Annotated in this window: 17 protein-coding genes and 1 riboswitch; of the genes, 14 read left to right on the top strand and 3 right to left on the bottom strand. The window is 37.0% G+C overall.

The features are described from left to right. Window positions 1-35: 35 nt before the first annotated feature. From BHE19_RS02950 to BHE19_RS02895, 12 genes are all read left to right on the top strand, one after another. A complete protein-coding gene (locus BHE19_RS02950) occupies window positions 36-617 on the top strand; it encodes a precorrin-2 dehydrogenase/sirohydrochlorin ferrochelatase family protein (protein ID WP_070905877.1) in 582 nt (193 codons plus the stop codon). A 96-nt stretch (window positions 618-713) separates the two neighbouring features. Beyond that, the gene (locus BHE19_RS02945; protein WP_017497280.1) at window positions 714-1766 is read left to right on the top strand and encodes an NAD(P)/FAD-dependent oxidoreductase; all 1053 of its coding nucleotides are present in this window, start codon (window positions 714-716) and stop codon (window positions 1764-1766) included. Window positions 1767-2142: 376 nt separating this feature from the next. Then, window positions 2143-2257, top strand: a riboswitch (SAM riboswitch). A 241-nt stretch (window positions 2258-2498) separates the two neighbouring features. Then, entirely contained in the window at window positions 2499-3503 is a 1005-nt protein-coding gene (locus BHE19_RS02940) for a homocysteine S-methyltransferase family protein (protein ID WP_070905876.1), read from the top strand. 35 nt (window positions 3504-3538) lie between these two features. Further along, window positions 3539-3961, top strand: coding sequence for a hypothetical protein (locus BHE19_RS02935; protein WP_123923387.1), 423 nt, complete (start codon window positions 3539-3541; stop codon window positions 3959-3961). Window positions 3962-4087: 126 nt separating this feature from the next. After that, entirely contained in the window at window positions 4088-6763 is a 2676-nt protein-coding gene (gene metH / locus BHE19_RS02930; protein WP_083342455.1) for a methionine synthase, read from the top strand. A 161-nt stretch (window positions 6764-6924) separates the two neighbouring features. Then, a complete protein-coding gene (gene metF, locus BHE19_RS02925; protein WP_070905874.1) occupies window positions 6925-7881 on the top strand; it encodes a methylenetetrahydrofolate reductase [NAD(P)H] in 957 nt (318 codons plus the stop codon). A 103-nt stretch (window positions 7882-7984) separates the two neighbouring features. Then, window positions 7985-8644 carry a class I SAM-dependent methyltransferase gene (locus tag BHE19_RS02920; RefSeq protein WP_233431352.1) on the top strand — a complete coding sequence of 220 codons (660 nt, stop codon included), beginning with the start codon at window positions 7985-7987 and terminating at the stop codon, window positions 8642-8644. A 166-nt stretch (window positions 8645-8810) separates the two neighbouring features. Continuing rightward, window positions 8811-10034 carry a dicarboxylate/amino acid:cation symporter gene (locus BHE19_RS02915; RefSeq protein ID WP_070905872.1) on the top strand — a complete coding sequence of 408 codons (1224 nt, stop codon included), beginning with the start codon at window positions 8811-8813 and terminating at the stop codon, window positions 10032-10034. Between the two features lie 128 nt (window positions 10035-10162). Next, window positions 10163-11572 (top strand): pyridoxal phosphate-dependent decarboxylase family protein, encoded by a 1410-nt coding sequence (locus tag BHE19_RS02910; RefSeq protein ID WP_070905871.1) that lies wholly within the window; start codon window positions 10163-10165, stop codon window positions 11570-11572. A 293-nt stretch (window positions 11573-11865) separates the two neighbouring features. After that, on the top strand, window positions 11866-14211 hold the full coding sequence (locus BHE19_RS02905; RefSeq protein WP_070905870.1) for a TonB-dependent receptor: 2346 nt from the start codon (window positions 11866-11868) through the stop codon (window positions 14209-14211). Between the two features lie 31 nt (window positions 14212-14242). After that, window positions 14243-15487 (top strand): DUF4374 domain-containing protein, encoded by a 1245-nt coding sequence (locus BHE19_RS02900; protein ID WP_070905869.1) that lies wholly within the window; start codon window positions 14243-14245, stop codon window positions 15485-15487. A gap of 91 nt (window positions 15488-15578) precedes the next feature. Next, window positions 15579-16736: a PepSY-associated TM helix domain-containing protein gene (locus BHE19_RS02895; RefSeq protein ID WP_070905868.1), complete on the top strand. Its 1158-nt coding sequence runs from the start codon at window positions 15579-15581 to the stop codon at window positions 16734-16736. A gap of 574 nt (window positions 16737-17310) precedes the next feature. Here the strand turns inward: BHE19_RS02895 and BHE19_RS02890 are convergent. Continuing rightward, entirely contained in the window at window positions 17311-19434 is a 2124-nt protein-coding gene (locus tag BHE19_RS02890) for an outer membrane beta-barrel family protein (protein WP_070905867.1), read from the bottom strand. Between the two features lie 467 nt (window positions 19435-19901). Then, window positions 19902-20798 carry a gliding motility-associated ABC transporter ATP-binding subunit GldA gene (gldA, locus tag BHE19_RS02885; protein WP_070905866.1) on the bottom strand — a complete coding sequence of 299 codons (897 nt, stop codon included), beginning with the start codon at window positions 20796-20798 and terminating at the stop codon, window positions 19902-19904. Window positions 20799-20942: 144 nt separating this feature from the next. Here gldA and BHE19_RS02880 point away from each other — a divergent pair, with 144 nt between their 5' ends. Both BHE19_RS02880 and BHE19_RS02875 read left to right on the top strand, forming a co-directional pair. Then, entirely contained in the window at window positions 20943-21521 is a 579-nt protein-coding gene (locus BHE19_RS02880; RefSeq protein ID WP_017497267.1) for an outer membrane beta-barrel protein, read from the top strand. A gap of 200 nt (window positions 21522-21721) precedes the next feature. Next, entirely contained in the window at window positions 21722-22315 is a 594-nt protein-coding gene (locus BHE19_RS02875) for an outer membrane beta-barrel protein (protein ID WP_070905865.1), read from the top strand. Window positions 22316-22604: 289 nt separating this feature from the next. Here the strand turns inward: BHE19_RS02875 and metE are convergent, their stop codons facing one another. Next, the gene (metE, locus tag BHE19_RS02870) at window positions 22605-24929 is read right to left on the bottom strand and encodes a 5-methyltetrahydropteroyltriglutamate--homocysteine S-methyltransferase (RefSeq protein WP_070905864.1); all 2325 of its coding nucleotides are present in this window, start codon (window positions 24927-24929) and stop codon (window positions 22605-22607) included. Window positions 24930-24931 lie beyond the last annotated feature (2 nt).

Genomic DNA, 24931 nt, shown 5'->3' with positions numbered 1-24931 from the left:
ATCATCTAATTTTGATTGGATGAAATTGAATTAAAATGGAACAAAACGAATTATATCCCGTATTCCTGAAGCTTCACAATCTAAATGTTCTTATTGTTGGCGGAGGAAATGTAGGATTGGAAAAGCTCTCTTTTTTATTAAAGTCGAGCCCTAATGCAAATGTTGAGGTGGTAGCGCCAAATTTTCATTTAGAAATAAAGGTTTTGGCCGAGAAACATCCTTCGATTACATTGACAAAATCGAAGTTCAAAAAGAAAATGCTCAAAAAACGCCACATGGTAATTGCCTGTACCGATGATTTAAAAGTCAATAAAAAGGTATACGAATTATCCCGAAAGCGTTATCTGATTTGCAATATTGCAGACACACCGGATTTATGTGATTATTATTTAGGGGGAATCGTGACCAAAGGCAATGTGAAAATTGCCATTTCGACCAACGGAAAATCGCCAACAACAGCCAAAAGACTTCGTGAGTTTTTTGAAGAGGTAATTCCGGAGGATATAAATAAAATGGTAGAAAACCTCAATGAATATCGAAAGACATTGAAAGGTAATTTTGAAGAGAAAGTGAAAAGAATGAACGAGATCACAGCTTCATTAAAAAATAAAGAGTAAAAAATTCCGCAAGGAAATCAATGACAAAAATCATTGAAATTAGAATAAATTATTCGTTCCTTTGCATTATTAAGAATGATTATAAACAACAACATAATGATTAAAACAGATATACTTATAATTGGAGCAGGCCCAACAGGATTATTTGCCGTTTTCGAGGCAGGATTATTAAAATTAAAATGTCATATTTTAGATGCTTTACCACAAGCGGGAGGACAACTTTCAGAATTGTATCCAAAAAAACCTATTTATGATATTCCTGGATTCCCTGAAGTATTGGCAGGAGATTTAATCGACGGACTGATGGAGCAAATCAAACAATTTGAGCCTGGTTTTACGTTAGGAGAGCGTGCAGAAACGATTGAGAAACAAGAAGACGGAAGTTTTATTGTAACTTCAAATAAGGGGACTAAATTTCACGCACCGGTTATCGCTATTGCAGGAGGTTTGGGAAGTTTTGAGCCACGTAAACCACTTATTGAAGATATCGAGTTTTATGAGGATAAAGGAGTTAAATATTTCATTAAAAATCCGGAGAAATTCAGAAACAAAAAGGTTGTAATCGCCGGAGGAGGAGATTCAGCTTTAGACTGGAGTATCTTTTTAGCGAATGTAGCTTCAGAAGTTACTTTAATTCACCGTAGAAATGAATTTAGAGGAGCTTTAGATTCTGTAGAAAAAGTACAGGAATTGAAGACAGCCGGAAAAATTAAATTAATCACACCGGCAGAAGTGATCGGAATCAATGGTGCTGAGCACGTTGAATCATTAGATATCGAAGAAAACGGAGCACACCGTAAAATCGAAACAGACTATTTTATTCCGCTTTTCGGATTAACACCTAAATTAGGACCAATCGGAGACTGGGGATTAGAAATCGAGAAAAATGCCATTAAAGTAAATAATGCATTAGATTACCAAACTAATATTCCGGGAATCTTCGCTATTGGAGACGTAAACACTTACCCAGGAAAATTAAAACTGATTCTTTGTGGATTCCATGAAGCTACTTTAATGTGTCAGGCAGCTTATCAAATCATCAATCCGGGTAAAAAATACGTTTTAAAATATACTACTGTTTCAGGTGTAGATGGTTTCGACGGAACTCGTAAAGAAGCTCCAAAAGCAGTTGTTAAGGCGATAGTTTAATTCTAAGGGGCTGAGGTACTGAGGTGCTAAGGTTCTAAGATTTTTATATAGAGAAAGCTCAAACTTTTAGTTTGGGCTTTTTTTGTTAAATCCCGTAGGGATGACATATTTATAGAATTAACGGTGTTTGTAAAAAAGCCCCAGCGGGGCGGCATATAATTAAAAACCAGAATGGCAATGTTGTTCCGTTGGAGTTTAAAGACATTTGGTAAAATAGTAGAAAAGCACAAAGTAATTTCAAACTTAGCATCTCAGCTTCTTAGCCTCTTAAAAAAGAAACTTAGAACCTCAGAACCTTAGCACCTCAGAAACTTTAAAAAACACTTGCAATTGTTGAGACTATGTCTTTACTTTGCACTGTTCTTAAAATTATTGAAAGTTATCACGAAAGGCGGAGGGAAAGACCCAATGAAACCTTAGCAACCCTTTATCATAAAGAAGGTGCTACATTCTACTTAATACAACATCTTTGTATTCAAGATAGATAACACAAATACATTACACGTATTTCTCAAACTTTTCCTGACAACCTTACAATATTATTTTACTGAATTCAGTATCATGAGCGAATCATTAACGCATTTTTTTGTGCTTAATTTTTCTCGCTTTTTGTTACAAACTTTTTAGATCTGACAGCTTTTTTTAAACTGTTGGATTTAAAGTGAAAATAGAATTAATAAAAAACTTAGCACCATAGAACCTCAGTGTCTTAGTGGCTAAAAGAATAAAGATATGTCAATAACAATTCAGGAAGCAATAAAAAAAAATATCCTAATCCTTGACGGAGCAATGGGAACGATGTTGCAGCGCTATAATTTCTCGGAAGAAGACTTTAGAGGAGAGCGTTTCAAAGATTTTCCGCATCCGTTAAAAGGAAACAACGATTTACTATCCATAACACAACCACAAGCAATCCGCGATGTTCACGCTGCTTATTTTGAAGCTGGTGCAGACATCGTAGAAACCAATACTTTTTCAGGAACTACGATCGGGATGGCCGACTATTTCCTGGAAGATTTGGTTTATGAACTGAACTATGAATCGGCGAAAATTGCCCGTGAAGTAGCAGATGAATTCACCGCTAAAAATCCGAATAAACCACGTTTCGTAGCGGGTTCTATCGGACCAACAAACCGTACGGCAAGTATGTCACCGGACGTAAACGACCCGGGGTACAGAGCTGTAACGTTTGATGATTTGCGAATTGCCTACAAACAACAAGCTGAAGCCTTAATGGATGGTGGATGTGATTTATTATTAGTAGAAACGATTTTCGACACCTTAAATGCAAAAGCAGCACTTTTTGCCATCGAAGAAGTAAAAGAAGAGCGCAATCTGGATATCCCAATCATGGTTTCAGGAACTATTACAGACGCTTCAGGAAGAACACTTTCAGGACAGACGGTTGAAGCATTCCTGATTTCAGTATCACATATTCCGTTATTGAGTGTAGGATTCAATTGTGCTTTAGGAGCCGATTTGCTAAAACCATACCTGAAAACATTATCACAACATACGCAGTTTAATGTTTCGGCACATCCAAATGCAGGTTTGCCAAACGCTTTCGGACAATACGATGAAACTCCGGAACAGACTCAAGCCTTAATTAAAGAATACTTAGACGATAACTTAATCAATATTATTGGAGGCTGTTGCGGAACTACTCCGGATCATATTCGATTAATTGCTGAGGTGGCTAAGGATTATAAACCGAGAGTGGCACCGGTTTTTGTGTAGAAAGTTGTCTTAAAAAAAACAAAGATATTACGTTGGTGAACACAACTGATCAGTGGAAAAATATTTTATTTCTTGCAATTATTGGTTTACTAATGTACTTAGTGTATCAAAACGAACAGCAGGATGATTATGGAAAATCTTTTAAAGGAGAAACAATAGGGTTATTAACCAGGTTAAAAAGTAATGATGAACACGGATATACTTTGCAATATTACTTTTATACCGACAAAAAAAACCGAGCGGTAGTTTTTGTTAAATCGTATGACAGAAAAGATTTTAATAAATTCTTTAAAGTGAAATATGATATTGATAAACCTGAGGAAAACTATATAGATTTAAAAGAAGAATTACGGCCTGATTCGATTACACTAGTCAAAGCGGGTTTTACCAAAATAAAATATTACATATATGATGCAGGTGTAACCTGCAAATACATAGAAAAATCAAAATGGAAGTAAATATTCCGTTAGGAACAACATATCGGTAACGAATATACCTACAAGTTTTTAAAAACCTTGCAGAAAAGAAAATAGAATAAAAAACTTAGAATCTAAGCATCTTAGATTCTCAGTAACTTAAAGAAAATGACAGAAAATAGAAGAGACCTTGTATTATCAGGATTAGAACCGTTAATTATTACACCTACCAGTGTTTTTGTTAACGTTGGAGAACGTACAAACGTTACCGGTTCAAGAAAATTCCTGCGTTTAATCAAGGAAGAGAAATATGACGAGGCACTTGATATTGCAAGACAACAGGTAGAAGGAGGGGCGCAAATCATCGATATTAATATGGATGAAGGAATGCTTGATGGCGTTCAGGCAATGACTAAATTTTTGAATTTAATTGCATCAGAACCGGACATTTCGAGAGTGCCTATTATGATCGACAGCTCGAAATGGGAAATCATTGAAGCGGGTCTTAAAGTAGTACAGGGAAAAAGCGTTGTAAACTCGATCTCGTTAAAAGAGGGTGAGGAAGCCTTTATCCATCACGCCAAATTAATTAAGCGCTACGGAGCGGCAGCCATTATTATGGCTTTTGATGAAGTAGGTCAGGCTGATAACTACGACCGAAGAGTGGAAATTTGTCAGCGTTCCTATGATATATTAGTCAACAAAGTTGATTTTCCGCCTCAGGATATCATTTTTGATTTGAATATTTTTCCGGTTGCGACCGGAATGGAAGAACATCGTTTGAATGCTCTGGATTTCTTTAGAGGAACAAAATGGGTTCGTGATAACTTACCACATGCACATATTAGTGGGGGAGTAAGTAACGTTTCGTTTTCTTTCAGAGGAAATGACACCGTTCGTGAAGCGATGCACTCGGTATTTTTGTACCATGCGATCAAGAACGGAATGACGATGGGAATCGTGAATCCGGAAATGCTTTCGATTTATGATGACATTCCAAAAGATTTACTGGAGCACGTTGAGGACGTAATTCTGGACAGACGTGACGATGCAACGGAACGACTTTTAGATTTTGCCGAGAACGTAAAAGGAGAAGTAAAATCTGATGAAAAAGCGGTTCAGGAATGGCGTTTGGGAACCGTTCAGGAACGTATTACGCACTCACTGGTTAAAGGAGTGGATGCTTTTATTGAAGAAGATGTAGAAGAAGCACGTTTGGCTGCTACAAAACCAATTGAAGTTATCGAAATCAATTTGATGACCGGAATGAATGTCGTAGGAGATTTGTTCGGAAGCGGAAAAATGTTCCTTCCACAGGTCGTAAAATCGGCACGTGTAATGAAAAAAGCCGTAGCCTATTTATTGCCTTATATTGAAGCCAGTAAACAGGCCGGAGACAAGCAAGGGAACGGAAAAATCCTGATGGCTACTGTAAAAGGAGACGTTCACGACATTGGTAAAAACATTGTTTCGGTAGTTTTGGCCTGTAACAATTACGAGATTGTAGATCTTGGTGTTATGGTGCCTCCGGAGAAAATTATTGCTGCTGCGATAGAACACAATGTAGATATCATTGGTCTAAGCGGATTGATTACGCCTTCGCTTGACGAAATGGTGTATTTGGCTAAAGAATTAGACAAACAAGGAATTAAAATTCCGATTATGATTGGTGGAGCAACCACTTCACGCGCACATACAGCCGTGAAAATTGCACCACAATACAGAGAAACGGTTATTCACGTAAACGATGCTTCGAGAGCCGTTACCGTTGCGGGAAATCTGTTAGATCATAACCGTAAAATATATGCAAGCGATATTCGTGCAGAGTACGATTCTTTTAGAGAAACATTTTTGAATCGTTCGAGAGATAAGAATTTCTTAAGTATTGAAGACGCGCGTAAAAACAAATTACAATTGGATTGGGAAAATTTCAATCCGGTGAAGCCAAATATCATTGGTGAACAAATTGTTGAAGTGGAGCTGGATGTTTTGGTTCCGTATATTGACTGGACACCGTTTTTCAGAACCTGGGAATTGTTTGGTAAATATCCGGCAATTTTAACAGATGAGGTTGTGGGGAAAGAGGCGACTTCTGTTTTTGCAGATGCGCAGGCGATGCTGAAAGTAATTTTAGCAGAGAAAAAACTATCTGCAAAAGGGATCTACGGAATATTTCCGGCCAATCAGATCAATGATGATGATATCGAATTGACAGATGAAAACGGAAAACCGTTACAGACATTTTTGACTTTACGCCAGCAATCGCAAAAAACAAAAGGTGCACCCAATATTGCATTAGCCGATTTTATCGCTCCGAAAGAAAGCGGGAAAGTGGATTATATGGGAGCATTTTGTGTAACAACCGGTTTTGGTGTTGATGAATGGGCAGCTGAATTTGAAAAAGATCTGGACGATTACAATTCGATTATGGTGAAAGCATTAGCGGATCGTTTTGCCGAGGCTTTCGCTGAATATCTTCATGAAAAAATACGTAAAGAAATCTGGGGATATTCATCAGAGGAGAACTTAACTAACGAAGAAATGATTTCTGAAGAGTACAAAGGAATCCGTCCTGCTCCGGGTTATCCGGCATGTCCTGACCATTTGGAGAAACCAACAATCTGGAAACTTTTAAATGTAGAAAAAGAAATAGGCGTAACATTAACTGAAAGCATGGCGATGTGGCCGGCTTCATCCGTTTCAGGATACTATTTTGGAAATCCGGAAAGTAAATATTTCGGACTTGGGAAAATAAAAGAGGATCAGGTAGTCGACTATGCCAAACGACGCAATGTTTCAACCGACTATGCCATGAAATGGTTGAACCCTAATATAGCAGATTAAAATAGAGTCGTAAAGTCAAAAGTCTTAAAGTCTCCAAGAAAGTGACTTTCGACTTTGGACATTAAGACTTTAGACTAAAAGAATATTTGATTTATGTTTTTTGATTCAGATTTTTTACACCATTTTTTCAAAACTCATAATTCATAACTCATAATTAAAAAATGAAAGTAACAGAACATATAGAAAACGCGAAAGGAAATACATTATTCTCGTTTGAACTTATTCCGCCTCAAAAAGGGAAGAGCATTCAGGAGTTGTATGATAATATTGATCCGTTGATGGAATTTAAACCGCCATTTATTGATGTAACCACTTCGCGTGAAGAATATATCTATATTGATAAAGGAAACGGACTGTTAGATAAAAAGCTAACGCGTATGCGTCCGGGAACGCTTGGAATTTGTGCTTCTATAAAACATAAATACAATGTTGATACGGTGCCACATTTGCTTTGCGGAGGATTTACGCAGGAAGAAACCGAATACATGCTGGTAGATTGTCAGTATTTAGGAATCAATAATGTAATGGCACTTCGCGGTGACGCTATGAAAGACGAACAATCTTTTGTGCCAAAAGCCGGTGGGAATAGTTACGCTATTGATTTGGTACGCCAGATCAACGACTTAAACAGCGGAAAATACCTTCATGAATTAATGGATGCTGATAATAAAGCCGATTTTTGTATAGGTGTTGCGGGTTATCCGGAAAAACATTTGGAATCTCCTTCTTTACAATCTGACTTAAAAAGACTAAAAGAAAAAGTAGATGCGGGAGCCGATTATGTGGTGACTCAAATGTTTTTTGATAATGCTAAATATTTTGCCTTTGTAGAAAAAGCAAGAGAAATTGGTATCACAATTCCGATTATTCCGGGAATCAAGCCAATTGCGGTTCAACGACATTTACAGATTTTACCACAGATTTTCAGAATCGATTTGCCGGAGGATTTAATTGATGCTGTAGATAAATGTAAAAACAATGCCGAAATCAAGCAAGTCGGAATCGAGTGGGCCATTCAGCAATCATTAGAATTAAAAGCTGCCGGAGTCCCTGTTTTGCATTATTATTCAATGGGGAAATCAGAGAATATCCGCCAGATTGCAAGGCAGATTTTTTAAGAGTTTAAGCATATAGTTTGTCATTTCGACCGAAGGGAGAGTCGAAATGACAAAATTTTACCGATAATTACTTTTTAGGACTAATTTTGAATTTATTTTAAAGATGATGAAAAAAGAAGAATTACAGGCAATAGCCTCTCAGCTAAAGCATCCTACAGGAGAAAAAGGAATTGAAATGGCGAATATGATGCATGAAACCAACATCAATATGACGCGCCATTCCGTTCAAAATCTCCACGTAATATCGGGAAATACAATTTTAGAATTAGGCCACGGAAATGCCGGACATTTAGAGTATGTACTAGAGCAAGTGGAGGATCTGACTTACTATGGACTTGAAATGTCCGAGTTAATGTGTCAGGAAGCACAGCAAATTAATGCCGCTTTTGTAGCTAAAAAACAAGCCCACTTTTCTCTTTATAACGGAACCGATATTCCATTTGAAGAAGCTTCTTTTGATAAAATATTCACGGTAAACACCATTTACTTTTGGCAGGAACCGGAGAAGTTACTCTCGGAAATTTACAGAGTTTTAAAACCGGAGGGGACTTTTTGCATCACCTTTTCCGAAGAAAGTTTTATGAAACAGCTTCCTTTTACTCAGTTCGAATTCAATCTTTACAGTACTGAAAAAGCGGAAAGGTTGATTGAAAAAACAGCTTTCCAAGTCGTGCATAAAGAAACGCTGACTGAAAAAGTAAAAAGTAAAATGGGGGAGTTGGTAGACAGAGATTTTACCACTTTGGTATTAGGAAAACGTTGATCCCCTGATCATCTTCACAGTATTTTTTTGCATATTTTCATAGATTCCGGAGTAATTTGACTCTTTGGGATTAAAAAATTGTACAGTTAATTTTAGTACTTATTTTTTGAGTAATTTAATTGACTTTATTTTATGTTGCTATTTCTGAATGTAATCCTTTAAAATTATGGAGATTAAAAAGATCGATTTTCTAAAAAGTTACAGCAGTATTCTATTGCTTTTAGGTGGAATCCTGCTTGGAAGTATTTTAGGATTAGTTTTCAAAGAAAAAGTTGAGGTCATAAAACCATTGGGAGATGTTTTTCTCAACCTGCTCTTTACGGCTATTATCCCTTTGATTTTCTTTACCATTGCGTCTTCAATTGCCAGTCTGGAAAGAACAGAGAAATTAGGAAAACTGTTTGTAATCATGGTTTTGGTTTTTTTAAGCACCATTTTAATTTCGGCAATTGTAATGATTTTGGCAGTATATCTTTTTCCAATTCATCAGAATATTATATTATCTAAAGTCCCGATAGAAAACATCCAATCAGGAAGTATTGGCGAGCAGATAGCACAGTTGGTTACCGTAAATGATTTCTTTGAATTACTGTCCCGAAAAAGCATGCTGGCGCTTATTATTTTTTCTTTTTTAATTGGTTTTGCGAGTCTGCAATCCGGAGAAAAAGGAAGCGCTTTCAGAAGTTTTCTGGATTCAGGTAACGAAGTCATGAAGCAGCTTTTGAACCTCATTATGAAATTGGCTCCAATTGGTTTGGGGGCTTATTTTGCGTATCAGGTTGGAGTTTTTGGTCCGCAATTGTTTGGCGTTTATGCCAAGCCTTTAGGGGTTTATTATGCGGCCTGTATATTCTATTTCTTTGTGTTTTTCAGTTTGTACGCCTTAGTGGCCGGAGGGAAAAGAGCTTTTGTGGTATTTTGGAGTAATAACATTACGCCGGCTTTAACTGCGGTTGGAACCTGCAGCAGTATTGCCACCATCCCTGCGAATCTGGAAGCCGCTGAGAAGATGAACATTCCTAAGCACGTTCGCAATTTGGTCATTCCGCTTGGAGCGCCCTTGCATAAAGACGGTTCGAGTATGTCTTCTATCCTTAAAATAACCGTTCTTTTTGCCATGTTTGGAAAAGATTTCACGGCACCTTCGACCATACTTTTAGCGCTCGGAATTACTGTAATCGTTTCAATTGTAGAAGGAGGAATTCCAAATGGAGGTTATATCGGAGAAGTTCTGGCCATTACAGTTTACGGCCTGCCAATGGAACAAGCCCTACCGGTCGCTATGATTTTAGGAACTCTGGTCGACCCGATAGCGACTTTGCTAAATGTCAATGGCGATCTCATTTGTTCGATGGTGGTCTCGAGGTTTTCCGAAAAAACGAAGTGGTAGCTTTAGTCTTCCAAAGCAAATAAATCTAATATTAAAATCAGCGTTAATCTGCTTAACCTGTAAAATCCGTGTGCTAATTTTTTAGCAGCAAGGAAATCTTATAGCGAGGCATAAAAAAGTAGTTTACAATGAATTCAATACTTCAAAATGATCTGAACGATCTTGAAAACATTCTGGAAAAAGCAAAACAGCACGGAATAGCGTTTTTGGACAATCTTGAAAACGTTCCAACTTCCAGTAAAAACACAATTGATCCAACCCGAAAACTAGACGAGACAGGCTTAGGATCATTGGGGGCTTTGGAAGAATTTAAGGAGAGACTGGCACCATTGATGGTAGCTTCTCCGGGGCCAAGATATTTAGGTTTTGTAACCGGAGGATCAACGCCAGCTTCTATTGTGGGCGACTGGTTGTCTACCGTATACGATCAGAATACTCAGGCGGTAAAAGCGCAGGGAGGAACTTCGGCCCTAATCGAGTTTGAGACTATTCATTTATTGCGACAGTTATTGGGGCTTCCCGAATCTTTTTTAGGGGGATTTGTGACTGGAGCAACCATGTCAAATTTTACCTGTTTAGGGGTGGCAAGACAATGGATTGGTGCTCAGTCAGGAAAAGATTTTGCTAAAAACGGAGTTTCCGGGGCCATACCTATCTTAACTGCAACACCTCATTCGTCATCCATAAAAACATTATCGATGCTGGGGATTGGAAGTAACAATTATACGGTGCTTAAAACCGCAGAAGGCAATAGAGAAGCTATTGATATCGACGATCTTCAGAAGAATATAGAAAGTTTAAACGGAGAGCCATTTATCCTGATTTCGAGTGCAGGAACTGTTAATACAGCCGATTTTGATGATTTTGCGGCTATTGCAAAACTTAGAGAAAAATACAATTTCTGGTGGCATATTGATGCCGCTTTTGGTGGTTTTGCTGCGGTTTCTGAAAAATTCAAACACCTTACAGAAGGCTGGGAAGGTGCAGACAGTATTACAATTGATTGTCACAAATGGTTAAACGTGCCTTATGAAAGTGCTTTTTATTTAATTAAAAAAGAGCATGTTGGACTGCAAATCGAGACGTTCCAAAATTCTAATGCGCCTTATTTAGGGAATCCTCTGGAGAATTTTAACTACCTGAACGTATTGCCTGAAAATTCACGCCGATTAAGAGCCTTACCGGTTTGGTTTTCTTTACTGGCCTACGGAAAAGAAGGATTTAAAGACATCATAGAGAAAAGTACGGCATTGGCACTGCATTTTGCAAACGCCCTTATCGAAGACGAGAACTTCGAACTGTTGGCTCCAATCCGACTGAATAACGTTTGTTTTACATTAAAAGGAGACCATAATCAGGAGCATGTAAGTACGTTTTTGACGCATTTAAATGATACGGGAAAGGTGTTTATGACGCCAACGGTTTATCAAAACCGAAAAGGAATCAGAGCGTCTTTTGTCAATTGGCGCACTACTGAAAATGATATCAAAATAATTATCGAAGAGATAAAAGAGACCCTTTCTGAATTGGATTTTTAATTCGATAGTCTAAAATTTTAAAGCCCGATTAGCATCTAATCGGGCTTTTTTTTGCCCTTTTTTGAAAATTTGAAGAGCGGTCAGTCTGGATTTTTTAATTTTTATCTCATGATTTCTTAAGGAAAGCTTAAGTAAAATTTAATTATTCTTTAAGGATTGATCTGTTTATTATGTTTTCTTTTATTTAAAAGTTAATTACTATTCTTATTTAGAATAATTAAAAATAACTTGGAAAAAACCTTTTGAGAGCCTAATTTTGTTGCTAATTTAATTTTCAAACCAAAATTTATTAGATGCAAATAAGTAGATTAATGCTCTTGATCGCCATTTTTTTTATTTCACTTCAAGGGTATTCACAAAAGGACAAAGTAAATTTAACAGGAGTTATTGTTAATCATCTTGGGAAAACTGCCGAAGGAGTTTCGGTAGCTTTAAAAGGAACAGAATACAGTACACTGACGAATAATAAAGGGGAGTATAAAATTAGTGCCAAGCCGGGAAATTATGTTTTGCTGGTTACACATGTGGGTTATAAAACCACAGAAACGGCAATTTTTCTGAAGCTGGGAGGAAAGCCTACTCAGAATATTACGATGGAAGAAGATATGGCAGCTTTAAACGAAGTTGCAGTAACGGGAAAGTCCAAAGTTCAAAGAGTACGAGAACAGGCGTATAATATTACAGCCATAGATTTAAAGAAAACCTACAATACGTCAGCCGATTTAAATCAGGTGTTGAATAAAACAACCGGAGTCCGCATTCGGGAATATGGAGGATTGGGATCGGCTTTTAATTTTTCACTGAATGGATTCTCCGGAAATCAGGTTAAATTCTTTTTGGACGGTGTACCTATGGACAGTTATGGTTCAGCTCTTACGCTGAATAATATTCCGGTAAACATGGCTGAACGTATTGATGTGTACAAAGGAGTTGTTCCTATTGAGTTAGGAGCAGATGCACTTGGGGGAGCTGTTAATATCGTAACCAATAAAAATGTAAACCGTTACATCGATGCTTCCTATAGTTACGGATCGTTTAACACGCACAGAGCAGCAATAAATACGAGATTCTCCGGTCGGGATGGTTTTATTGCCAACATTAACGCTTTTGCAAATTATGCCGACAATGATTATAAGGTAGACGTAAGTGTTGTGGATAAAAATACCTCGAAGTTTTTACCGGAACAAAAATACAAGCATTTCCATGATGCCTATAAATCAGGAACCATAATGGCAGAAGCAGGATTTAAAAACAAGAGTTTTGCTGATTATCTGCTTGTTGGTTTTGCCGTTGCAGGCAATAAAAAAGAAATTCAGCAGGGAAGAACAATGCAAAAAGTAGTAGGGCAGGCTTTTACAGATAGCCAAAGTTTTATTACCTCTTTGAAATTCAAAAAAAGTGATCTTTTTACTAAAGGATTGTCCCTCAGTATTAACTCCACTTATGCTTTAGTAAACAACCGTTCGATAGATACTTCTTCGCGAGTGTACGACTGGACAGGGAATTATATATACAGACAATTTGCGGGAGCAAATGATAAAGGCGAATTAGGAAACAAAACCATATACGTTTACGATGAGGCTAATGCACAGGTGACAACAAACTTAAAATACCAGTTCAATGAGCAGCATTCGCTAGCGGTAAATTACTCTTATTTGGGCTACAAACGTAAAGAAACAAACGAGTATTTAAAAGTTGTACAACTGGGAGAACCTACTATTGACAAGAATATTCTGGGTCTAAGTTATAATTTTAGCGGTCTCGATAATCGACTGGCTGTTTCAGGTTTTGGTAAAATGTTTGATTTAGCAACTCAAATGATCGCCCATAACATAACGCAATCTTCTTCATCAACAAATTATGGTTATGGCGCTACTTCAGCATACCATTTGACCGATAAATTTCAAATTAAAGGTTCTTATGAACATGCGTATCGTTTGCCTTCTGCTACAGAAATGCTGGGTGACGGACTTACGATAAACAGCAATATCGGATTAAGACCTGAGAGTAGTGATAACGCAAATCTGGGACTGGCTTTTAATACTCAGAACAGCAAAAATCATTTTAATGTTGAGACGAGTATCATTTACAGAGAAGCAAAAGATTTTATCAGAGAAAAGCAGGAGGGAGACAAAACGGTTTTTGAAAATCTTCAAAACGTGCAAATAACAGGTATTGACGGTGTTTTTAGATACGGGTACAAAGACTTAATAAATTTTGAAGTAAACGGAACGTATCAAAAGAGCCTTAACAAAAACAAATATAAAGCAGGAACAACCAGTCCTGATGCCTTGTATGATGCACAATTGCCTAATGTTCCAATCTTCTACGGAAACGCTGATCTGACTTTTAACTTTAAAAACATCAGACATCAGGACGATAGACTTTCTTTAAATGTAAGTGCCAATTATATAGATGCTTTTTATCTGACCTGGCCGGTACTGGGAAGTCTGGAAACCAAAAAAGCTATTCCGGAACAATTTACTCAGAATGCTATGGTTGCCTATTCTTTTTTAAACGGCAAATACAATTTGGCTTTCGAGTGTAGAAATATTACCGACATAAAGGTGTACGACTACTTTAAGGTTCAAAAACCGGGACGCGCTTTTTCAGTGAAGTTCAGATACTTTCTACAGTAATTTAAATAATAATCCTAAATAATAATTAATCATGTTTGTAAACAAATTCGCAAAATGCTTTGCATTGGCTTTTCTGTCATGCTCTATCTTTTCATGTAGCAGTGATGATTCCTCTAAAGATGAAACACCAACTGTAAACGGAACTAAATATGTAGCATCTTATTGGCTGGCCGATTATACGCAGTATATATTAGACTTTAATTCTACTGATCAGTTAATGACCGGAGAAATTAGTGCAAAAGGAGTTGGAATTGAGCAGGGAGGAAGTTGTTTTCCTGTGAACAATACATTTTTTGCCTTAAGTACAGAAGACGAAGGGTCAGTATCGTTTCGTCTGAACAATTCCGGAAAGCTGGGAGCGGGAGATAAGATTTCTTTCGAGTCATCTTATGCTGTAGGTTATACAGATGATAAAAAACTGATCAATATTGGTGCTACCTGGGACGGTAGTTCATCTGATTACGAATTGATGATTTACAACCCTGCTACCGTTTCTATCGATGCCCGTAAGTTCAATGATTTTAGTGTGAATCCGGCCAATAAAAAAATATTATACTGGCCAACAGGAGCGGCAGTTTCAGGAGATAAACTTTTTGTTCCGGTGTATATCAAAGATGTAAGCGACGGGACCAATAAAGTATTGTCATCTGATGCTACTATGAGAGTGTACAAATATCCTTCTTTAGAATATGTAAGCACCATAAAAGATGCCAGAACAACTGCAATTGGTCTTTATTATACCAATACCGGAATTGTTCAGACAGAATCAGGGGATATTTATACGTTCTCGTCTAATGCACGTGCAGGAGGTTATCCGGTTACGGGTGTTTCATCAGGAGTTTTACGTGTTAGAAAAGGCGATGCCAAGTTTGACCCGGGGTACTTTTTCGATCTTCAGTCAAGTACGTTAAAAGGTAAAGTTCTTGCCGCTTATCCTTTAGGAGGAGAGAAAGTTTTCATCTCCTATATCCCTACTGAAGTTGATGCTGCCAATTCTGTGTACAGCTTCCTTAATACAAAAACAATTTTCAAATCGGCAATATTGGATTTATCTGCCAAAACAATTTTAGCAGTTACAGGATTACCGGATCATGGCGGAGATGAATTCTTCGGATTGGGAAGTATGTTTGTAGAGAACGGAAAAGCATACAAAAGTTTTGTAACAGGCGATCAGGCTCGTGTGTACCAAATTGATATTGCAACCGGTACTGCAAAAGCGGGTGCACTTATTAAAGAAGGTCTTTATTTGCCTTCAATTGGTAAACTTACCTACTAAATTACCACATTTTTAAGCGGCTTGAGGATTTTTAGTAATCCTCAAGCCGTTTTATTTATAAATTTTGTCTTAGTTTAAAATTACTATTTTAATGAATATTATTAAAAACCGCACAGGTAAACCGCCCAATAAAGGAAAATCACGTTTTAGTAAAATCAATGCCTGGCTGCACTTATGGCTGGGACTCGCTTCCGGAATAATTGTATTCATCATGGCAATTACAGGTTGTATTTTGGTTTTTGAACAAGAAATCAAAGAGTTTACCTCTCCCTGGCTCAATGTCGAGGCTCAAAGTCCTGAGCACTTATTGCCCCCTTCTCAAATTTATGCAGCAGTTCAAAAAGTACTGCCCAACAAAGAAATTCATGGTTTCTGGTATAATGGTTTAGACAAATCAGTTAAAGTCGATATCGAATCGGATTCGTTGATTTATGTAAACCCCTATAACGGTAAAATTACCGGGATGGTTGATCATGAAGATTTCTTTCACATAATAGATGAAGGACATCGGAATCTTTGGCTGGAGCGGGATATTGGAGCACAGATAACCGCCTGGGCAACCTTTATTTTCTTCTTTTTATTGATTAGCGGACTACTATTGTGGTTTCCGAAAAAGTGGAACAAAACAACCATTAACAGCAGTTTTAAAATAAAGTGGGAGGCTAAGTTCAAACGCCTCAATTATGATTTGCACAATGTAATGGGGTTTTATGTACTCATTTTGGCAGTATTGATTTCTTTTACCGGATTGTTAATGAGTTTTCATTGGCTAAGGGAAAGCACCTATTGGATTAGTGGAGGATGGGCAGAGGTAAAAGAGCAGACAGTTTCGGTTAAAAAAGAGCCCTTGTCCAAAGAGCAATTAGACAAACTGACTGCTGTCGATTTTATTTGGAAAAAGGTTCGAACGGAAATTGCCAAAGAAAACAAAGAAGCAGTTATCATTCATTTTCCCGATGATCCGAAAGAAGATTTTTACGCCTGTACGGACATGTACAAAGGCATTTGGAGAGATCTGTATTTTGACTCCAAAACGCTTGAATTACTTCCAAAATCAGAAAAATATATTGGTAATGAACGTTTTTCAGATTGGTTGATGCGATCCAATTACAGCCTTCATATTGGGGCAATAGGAGGATTGTCGACCAAAATAATTTATTTCATCGGCAGTTTAATCTGCGCCAGTTTGCCAATTACCGGATTTTACATCTGGTGGGGCAGAAAGAAAAAGCAAAAATCAAAAGCTTAGTGTTGATTTGATTTTAGCAGTTTTGTATTAGTTAGTTTCCTTAAAGTCTTTTGTGCGAAGTAAAATTCCTCAAAAGACTTTTTTTGGCTTTGTGGGACTTCGACTTCGCTCAGTCTGACACGTCAGGCAAAGCGAAGTCGATTTTTTGTATGCAGGATCACTTTTTTTTGGGGGGACTTCGACTTCGCTCAGTCTGACAAAGCTCTTAATATCATTTTCAAGGTCTTTTTATTTGTGGCGGTGTGTTACAGGATAAATAATCTTAACAAGATGATAAGTGCCAGAAAATTAAACTTTGCGTCTCTGCGTCTTTGCGAGCAAAAATACTATACTTGCTTTGCGGTTAACTTCGCAACCTCAAGATTTTTTTAGTTGTGGCAGTGTGCTGCAGGATAAAAAATCTCAACAAGATGATAAGTGCCAGAAAATTAAACTTTGCGCCTCTGCGTCTTTGCGAGCAAAAATTCTATACTTGTTTTGCGGTTAACCCCACAAACAAAAAGAGCCTGCTAACTACAAACAGGCTCTTTCATTCAAAAAAAAAACAAAAACAAGGAAACTAAAGATCCAAATATTAAATTCTGTACGTAAACGCTATAGTAGCAATACGGTTGTCCAGATCATATCTTTTATTGATGCTCGTTTGAGCTATGACTGAATTGATGTGAAAATTATTGGTATTAAAAATGTCTGTAATATTAAATTTGATACTTCCTTTCTTAGCCAGTACCTGTTTCGAGATTCCAATACTAAAATCAAAAAAAGCATCTCTTTCATAAATACCAAGATTCGATTTGGATTGATATTGTGCGTTAACTTCAGCCTTTAGGCTCTCGCTGATCGTAAAGGAGTTCTGTACACTTAGATTTAAAGTAACAATAGGATCAATTTTATCCGTATTCACTACATTTCCCATGAACTTATTTTCGAAAATGTTGAATAGCGTATTCACCGACCACCATTTGTAAATTTCGGCTGTGTTGGTAATATTTGCACCATAATTAAAGGATTTGCTCACGTTAATTTGGGAAGTTACAGTAGTGTTGTTGGCGGGATTGTAATCGTAAACCTCTGTGAAAACATCTTTGGTTTTACTGAAATACAACGAAGCCATAAAAGCACTTTTCCAGGCGTATCCAATTTCTGACGAATGTGTAATCTCCGGAACCAAATTCGGATTCCCCTGTGAATAATTAAAAGAATCATCGTAAAAACGAAACGGATTCAAATCAAACTGACTCGGTCTGTTGATTCTTTTACTGTAGGAGGCGTGCAAAGAATGGTCGTTGCTTAGCTCATATTTCAAAGAAACACTTGGAAACCATTTTAAATAATCGTCTTTATGGGTTTCATTTAAGGTTTTTTGTAGTATCTCAATCGCAGTATATTCCGTTCTTAACCCTCCCTGAATATTTAAATTTTCCAGTTGGTATTTGTAATTAGCATAGGCAGCATAAATTTGTTCTTTGTACTCAAAATGATTGGTTGAGTTAGGATCAACGATCCACTGATTATTGTCGTAATACTCGTAAACCGATGGATTGTCATTGTTTTTAACGCTGGCTTTAGCGCCCCATTCGATAGACTGCTTTTCCTTTAACGGATTGACGAAATCAATTTTTCCTGTAAAAACACTCAATTGCGACGGAATAAAACCCCTGCGGTCATTAATGTTAGCAGCAATAGCAGGATCTGTATTTTTTGCACTCTGGAACTGATTCGATCTGAATTTTGACGTTTCATACTCCAAATCAAAAGACATGTTTTTGCCCTCGGTATTAAATTTATGAACTCCAGAAAAGCCATACGTATAATCATTCCACTTTTCTTTACTGTCGTTGAAGGTCAAAGCATCAAATTGTACCTGATTTGAAGTATTTAGCAATGTGTTTCTACCATTAGCGATGTTCTCGTAACGCCCCAGTTTGGCATCAACATAAACTTCTAAATTCGTTTTAGGAGAAACTTCATAGGTAGTTCCAATTTTAAAATTATTAGAAGTCAGCGGTTCGTCTGTAACCGAGGTCTGATGGTTTTTTGTTGAAATAGTTTGACGTGTGTTGTCAGTATATTGAATCTGATCGAATTCTTTACGTTCTTCCTCACCTCTAAAGGTGTAACTGTAGTTTCCGTAAACGCCAAATTTATCTTTGTTGTAACTTAAGTTAACACCTGAATTGGTTCTGTTCTTACGGGCTCTTCCGTAATTGGTGAACACCGTTCCTTTAAGTCCGCCTGCATTAGGTTTCTTTAAAATAATATTAATAATTCCGGCTTTGCCGGTCGCATCATATTTAGAAGAAGGATTCGTAATCACTTCAATTTGTTTGATATTGGATGAGGTAGTTGACTTTAAATAATTCGCGAGTTCTTTTTGCGAAAGCTGTGTTAACTTGCCATTAATCATCACTCCGACACCTTGTTGTCCGCGGATCGATAATTCGCCGTCCTGAGAAACGACAACGCCCGGAGCACGTGATAAAACATCTAAAGCAGTGCCGCCTTCAGAAACAATGCTGTTTTCTACATTAAAAACCAGTCGATCTGATTTCTGCGTATATAAAACCTTCTTTTTTGTGATTACAATTTCATCTAAAGCATTAATCGAAGTTTCGACAATGCTGTCTCTTCCTTTTTCCGTCTGCGAATATCCGTAGACTGAAAAGGCAAGTACAATAGATGTTATAATATTCTTCATGGTATTTTGGAATGATGGGGGTAAAGTAATTTTTGATTTTGGGTACGGAAGCTGTATGCTACTGTAGAACGAGTTGTTCGAGTTTATCAGAAAGTGTATTATGAAGAAGTGTCAATCGGTTTGAGAGCTTATATATCGAGGCTTTTATAGGAAGGAGTATTGAAAACATGAGTGATTATTTGAAGTTTCAGTTGTCAAATATAACACTATTTATAATAAGTCTAAATAAATATAGTTAAAATTTACGACAAATAATGTAAGGCCTTGATATTGAAGGGTTCCTGTTTTGAATGAAAAGTATAAAATCTGGTAAAATATTAAAAATTTGAGGAAAATGCCTGTGAAAACAAGACTTCACAGAGTTTGAGAAAATGGAAAAACAGGCGAGGAATAAAAGCAGAAAAACCAACTTATTCTATAACAGAACAAATTGGTTTTTATTTTAAAATGAAGTAAGGCTGGAATCCCTACTTTGTAATTTCTCTGAAAACTGCTTCGAGATTTTTATTTTTCTGGTTCAGTTGTAATGTTTTTAAACCATTTTCATTGGCAAAATCAAAAATAGCCGGACGCATGTCTTTTTCAGAAACAAAAGTTAGTTCCCAGGTCATATCGTGTGTGTTCTTGTAGGCCGTAATATTTTCAAGTTTAGCCAGAAGCTGTTCTTCTACCTGATAATCAAATTCTACTTCGATCACTTGCTCCGCATTTTCAGATACCAGATGGTCTAATTTTTTGTCGGCAACAATTTGTCCTTTGTCAATAATAATGACACGATCGCAGATGGCTTCGACTTCCTGCATGATATGAGTAGACAGAAAAACGGTTTTATCTTTCCCTACATTTTTGATCACATTTCGAATTTCCATTAACTGATTAGGGTCCAGTCCGGTAGTGGGTTCGTCCAGAATTAAAACCTCCGGATTGTGCAATAAAGCATTGGCAAGTCCCACACGCTGGCGGTATCCTTTAGAGAGCTGTCCTATTTTTTTATGACTTTCACCTGACAGTCCTGTCAGTTGTATGACTTCTTCAATTCTTGATTTCGGAACCTGATAAACATCGGCATTAAAAGCCAAATATTCACGAACATACAAATCCAGATACAACGGATTATGTTCCGGTAAATAGCCAATAGAACGTTGAACTGCCTTTGCGTTCGTCATGACATCATGACCGTTTACAAGGGCTGAGCCATTATCTGCCAGTAAATAGGTCGTCAAAATTTTCATTAATGTAGATTTTCCTGCTCCGTTTGGACCCAAAAATCCGACGATTTCTCCTTTTTCAATAGAGAATGAAATTTCATTTAGCGCTTTTTGGGTTCCGTAACTTTTTGATATGTTGTTTACTGCTATCGACATGACTTTTTATTTGCTACAAAAGTAAACAGAAATACGCTCGATTACTACATTTTTATCTTTTAAAGAAATCATAAAAAAAATATAAAAGCCAGTCGTTACGGCATCGTTCTTGTTAAAGGGATATCAAATTTAAAATAATTTATAATGAAAAAAATGTTGGTGGTTCTTGCATTAGCTATGGTTAGCTTTGCAAACGCACAAAAAGGAACAATCTTAGTTGGTGGTGGTATTGGTTACACTTCTCAAACCAGAACTTTAGGAAACAATGAGGTTAAAACGAATGAATTTGATTTTTCTCCAAAAGTAGGTTACCAATTTCACGACAACTGGACTGTAGGGGGTGAGGCTTCTTTTGGTTCTAGCAAAACTGAGCAAGGAGTAAATGAAGTGAAAAACAACACTACTAAATTAGGTGCATTTTTACGTTACACTATGCCATTAAACCAAACTTTCGCTTTCTTCGCTGAATTAGGAACAGGTTTTCAAAGTGCAAAAGACAAAACGTACACTGGACCAATGACTTCAACTGCTAAAGCTGACGGTATGTACATTGGTATTACACCAGCTCTTTTCATCGACATGAAAAAAGGTTTTGGTTTAAACTTTAACATTGGTGGTTTAGGGTACAACACTTTAAACTATGATAACAATGGACCAGAAGTTAAAAACTTCAATTTTAATTTTGGTAGAACATTTAACATTGGAGTTTCTAAAAACTTCTAATCTTAAATAGTATTCAATTTCAGAAAAGCATCCGCCATGGCGGGTGCTTTTTTTGTTTTAATGAAAAGCAGATTCTAAAGTGTGTGTTTTTTAGCGATTTAAAAGATTGAACGTTAGTTGTTTATGTTTCTATTTTAGAATGATTAAAAATAACGGCATTGTTGTTGTGAAATAGGATTAAATTTTAAATAATAACAACTATGAAAAAAATGTTACTTATTCTTGCACTAACGATATTTAGTTTTGCAAATGCTCAAAAAGGTTCTGTTTTGGTTATGGGAAGTGTCTATTACAATTCAGAAACTGTATCAGAATTAGGGTCTGATAACAAAAACCATTATTTTGGTTTTGCGCCAAAAGTAGGGTATCAATTTCATGAAAACTGGACAGCAGGTATTGAGGTTGGAATTTCAGCAACTAAACAAGGGAATAATAATTCTGAATACAAAGATCAAACCCTGTCTACAGGAGGTTTTTTGAGATATTCTAAACCATTAAGTGAAATTTTTTCTGTTTATGCAGATTTAGGAGCAGGTTTTCAAAAGCGAAAAGAAACGTATGAAAATAATTTTACGAATACAGTTACAGTTAATAAAGGAGATGGGTTTTATATTGGTGTAACACCAGCACTGCTAATAAATATTGGTAAAGGATTTGGTCTGAATTTCAATATAGGAGGTTTAAAGTATGACACTTTAAATTATGATGAAAATAACGGCGCTGGTGATAGTAGAAAAAGATTCAATTTTACTTTTGGAAATGCATTTTCTATGGGAATTTCTAAAAACTTCTAGTTTTAGATCTTGATCTAAATAGGAAAGCGCTCCAATTGGAGCGCTTTTTTTTGTACTAGTAGCTTATGAAAAGTAAAATTTTATCGTTTAGCCCCGATAGAAGTGGTATTCTTTTGTGGCGGGGTTCGCCATAAAAGATATAACGGATAGCGGGACTGAAGGTCTTTTGAGAAAAAATCTTCTGCTGCTAAAAAAAATGCCAACAATAGCGAAGTCGAAAAAAATCATAACTACAAGAGTTTCGGCTTCGCCGGTTGGCACTAAAAAAACAAAATATATTCAAATAAAATTAAAAAGTAGCGGTGTTTTCAACTGCTGCTCTCATTTCCTGGGCTGCGTTAACCATCTCGATCAAAGCCTTTTTGGTTTCGTCCCAATGACGGGTTTTTAAGCCGCAATCAGGATTTACCCACAATTGATCCGCAGGAATAACCGCAGCTGCTTTTTCTAACAAATGAACCATTTCGGTACTTGAAGGGACACGTGGAGAGTGAATGTCGTAAACTCCCGGTCCAATTTCGTTTGGATATTTAAAGTTGGCAAAAGCATCTAAAAGTTCCATTTGCGAGCGCGAGCATTCAATCGTGATCACGTCGGCATCCATATCGGCAATATTTTGGATAATATCGTTGAATTCGCTGTAACACATGTGGGTGTGAATTTGCGTATCGTCGTTAACACCACTTGCAGAAATACGGAATGCTTTTACAGCCCAGTCCAGGTAATTGGCCCATTCCTCTTTTCGTAAAGGAAGACCTTCGCGAATGGCAGGCTCGTCAATCTGAATGATTTTGATTCCGGCTTTTTCCAGATCAACAACTTCATCACGAATGGCTAAAGCAATCTGCGTACAGGTCACGGAACGAGGCTGATCGTTACGTACAAAAGACCATTGCAAAATAGTAACCGGTCCGGTAAGCATTCCTTTTACCCATTTTGGAGTCAGAGATTGTGCGTATTGCGACCATTTTACCGTCATAGGGTTTGGTCTTGAAACATCGCCGTAAATAACGGGAGGTTTCACGCAACGGCTTCCGTAACTCTGTACCCAGCCATTTTTTGTAAAAGTAAAACCAGACAATTGTTCTCCAAAGTATTCCACCATGTCATTACGCTCGAATTCTCCGTGAACCAGAACGTCAATTCCTGTTTCTTCCTGAAAACGAATCGTAGCTTCAGTTTCTTTTTCGATTAAATCGTTGTATTGTTCTGTTGTTAATTCTCCTTTTTTAAATTTCGCTCTCCAGCTTCTCACTTCAGCAGTTTGAGGAAAAGATCCAATGGTGGTGGTCGGGAATAAAGGCAGGTTTAAAGCTTCAATCTGACTTTTTCTTCGAACAGCAAAAGTGCTTTTACGTTGGTCATCCGAAGCTGTAATTCCGGCAACACGCGTTTTCACTTCGTCATTATGAATTAATGCTGATGTTTTACGGTTGTTGTTGGCAATCACATTTTGTTCATAATCAATAGAGTTTTTAATGTCAATTTCATTAGAAGCGAATTGTTTCAATAAAACGACTTCATTGATTTTTTGTTTGGCAAAAGCAAGCCATTGTTTGATTTCAGGAGTCAGTGTAGCATCATTGGTTTCTAAATCTAAATCACACGGACTGTGAATTAATGAGCAGGATGGGGCAACCAGAATTCTGTTTTCTCCCAAAGCAGCAGTAGCTTTTTTGATCAGTTCCAGAGAATTTCTGAAATCATTTTTCCAGATGTTTCTTCCGTCAATCACACCTAAGGAAAGATTCGCGGTAGGAGCTAATTGACCTGATTCTAAAATATCATCTAATTGAGAAGGGCAGCGCACTAAATCCAAATGAAAAGTATCCACCGGAAGAGCTAGTGCTGTGGCCAGATTTTCTCCAAAACAATCAAAATAGTTCGCCAGAACGATTTTAATTTTAGGGAAATTTTGGTGGATTTCGTGGTATACTTTTGTGAAGGTGCTTCTTTCCTTATCTGTTAAGTTTAACGCCAGGAAAGGTTCGTCGAGCTGAATATACTCAGCACCTTCTTCTTGTAGTTTTTCGAAAATCTCAAAATATACAGGAAGCAGTTTGTCGATAAGATCAATGCGGTGAAAACCTTCTTCTTTTTCTTTTCCTAAAAGCAAATAAGAAACAGGTCCGATTAGTACAGGTTTTGTAGCAATCTGCAAGGCATTTGCTTCCTTAAATTCATTGATAATCTTCTCCGAAAACAATTCAAATTTTTGATTTTTTGTGAACTCAGGAACAATATAATGGTAGTTGGTATCGAACCATTTGGTCATTTCCATAGCTACAACATCCTGACCGTCTTTTTGTGCACCTCTTGCCATAGCAAAATACAAATCGATTGAAGTATTTGTTTTTGCCAGTTCGTGGTAACGTTCCGGAATTGCACCAACTGTAAGCGTTAGATCCAAAACCTGATCATAAAACGAAAAATCATTAGACGGAATCAAATCTACTCCGGCTTCAGCTTGTAACTGCCAGTTTTTTCGACGAATGTCTTTTCCGGTTTCGATTAATTCATCTGCAGAAATTTTCCCTGCCCAGTACAACTCACTGGCTTTTTTTAGTTCTCTGTTGCTACCAATTCTTGGGTATCCTAAATTGTTTGTTTTCATTT

It is taken from the genome of Flavobacterium tructae (assembly GCF_001853485.1).
In the GTDB taxonomy this organism is placed as follows: Bacteria; Bacteroidota; Bacteroidia; order Flavobacteriales; family Flavobacteriaceae; genus Flavobacterium; species Flavobacterium tructae.
This window is presented reverse-complemented; position numbering and strand designations above follow the sequence as displayed.

Excerpts from the sequence above, each read along its gene's own strand:
- BHE19_RS02950 (WP_070905877.1), top strand. The coding sequence starts at position 36 with ATGGAACAAAACGAATTATATCCCGTATTCCTGAAGCTTCACAATCTA.
- BHE19_RS02945 (WP_017497280.1), top strand. The coding sequence starts at position 714 with ATGATTAAAACAGATATACTTATAATTGGAGCAGGCCCAACAGGATTA.
- BHE19_RS02940 (WP_070905876.1), top strand. The coding sequence starts at position 2,499 with ATGTCAATAACAATTCAGGAAGCAATAAAAAAAAATATCCTAATCCTT.
- metH (WP_083342455.1), top strand. The coding sequence starts at position 4,088 with ATGACAGAAAATAGAAGAGACCTTGTATTATCAGGATTAGAACCGTTA.
- metF (WP_070905874.1), top strand. The coding sequence starts at position 6,925 with ATGAAAGTAACAGAACATATAGAAAACGCGAAAGGAAATACATTATTC.
- BHE19_RS02920 (WP_233431352.1), top strand. The coding sequence starts at position 7,985 with ATGATGAAAAAAGAAGAATTACAGGCAATAGCCTCTCAGCTAAAGCAT.
- BHE19_RS02915 (WP_070905872.1), top strand. The coding sequence starts at position 8,811 with ATGGAGATTAAAAAGATCGATTTTCTAAAAAGTTACAGCAGTATTCTA.
- BHE19_RS02910 (WP_070905871.1), top strand. The coding sequence starts at position 10,163 with ATGAATTCAATACTTCAAAATGATCTGAACGATCTTGAAAACATTCTG.
- BHE19_RS02905 (WP_070905870.1), top strand. The coding sequence starts at position 11,866 with ATGCAAATAAGTAGATTAATGCTCTTGATCGCCATTTTTTTTATTTCA.
- BHE19_RS02900 (WP_070905869.1), top strand. The coding sequence starts at position 14,243 with ATGTTTGTAAACAAATTCGCAAAATGCTTTGCATTGGCTTTTCTGTCA.
- BHE19_RS02895 (WP_070905868.1), top strand. The coding sequence starts at position 15,579 with ATGAATATTATTAAAAACCGCACAGGTAAACCGCCCAATAAAGGAAAA.
- BHE19_RS02890 (WP_070905867.1), bottom strand. The coding sequence starts at position 19,434 with ATGAAGAATATTATAACATCTATTGTACTTGCCTTTTCAGTCTACGGA.
- gldA (WP_070905866.1), bottom strand. The coding sequence starts at position 20,798 with ATGTCGATAGCAGTAAACAACATATCAAAAAGTTACGGAACCCAAAAA.
- BHE19_RS02880 (WP_017497267.1), top strand. The coding sequence starts at position 20,943 with ATGAAAAAAATGTTGGTGGTTCTTGCATTAGCTATGGTTAGCTTTGCA.
- BHE19_RS02875 (WP_070905865.1), top strand. The coding sequence starts at position 21,722 with ATGAAAAAAATGTTACTTATTCTTGCACTAACGATATTTAGTTTTGCA.
- metE (WP_070905864.1), bottom strand. The coding sequence starts at position 24,929 with ATGAAAACAAACAATTTAGGATACCCAAGAATTGGTAGCAACAGAGAA.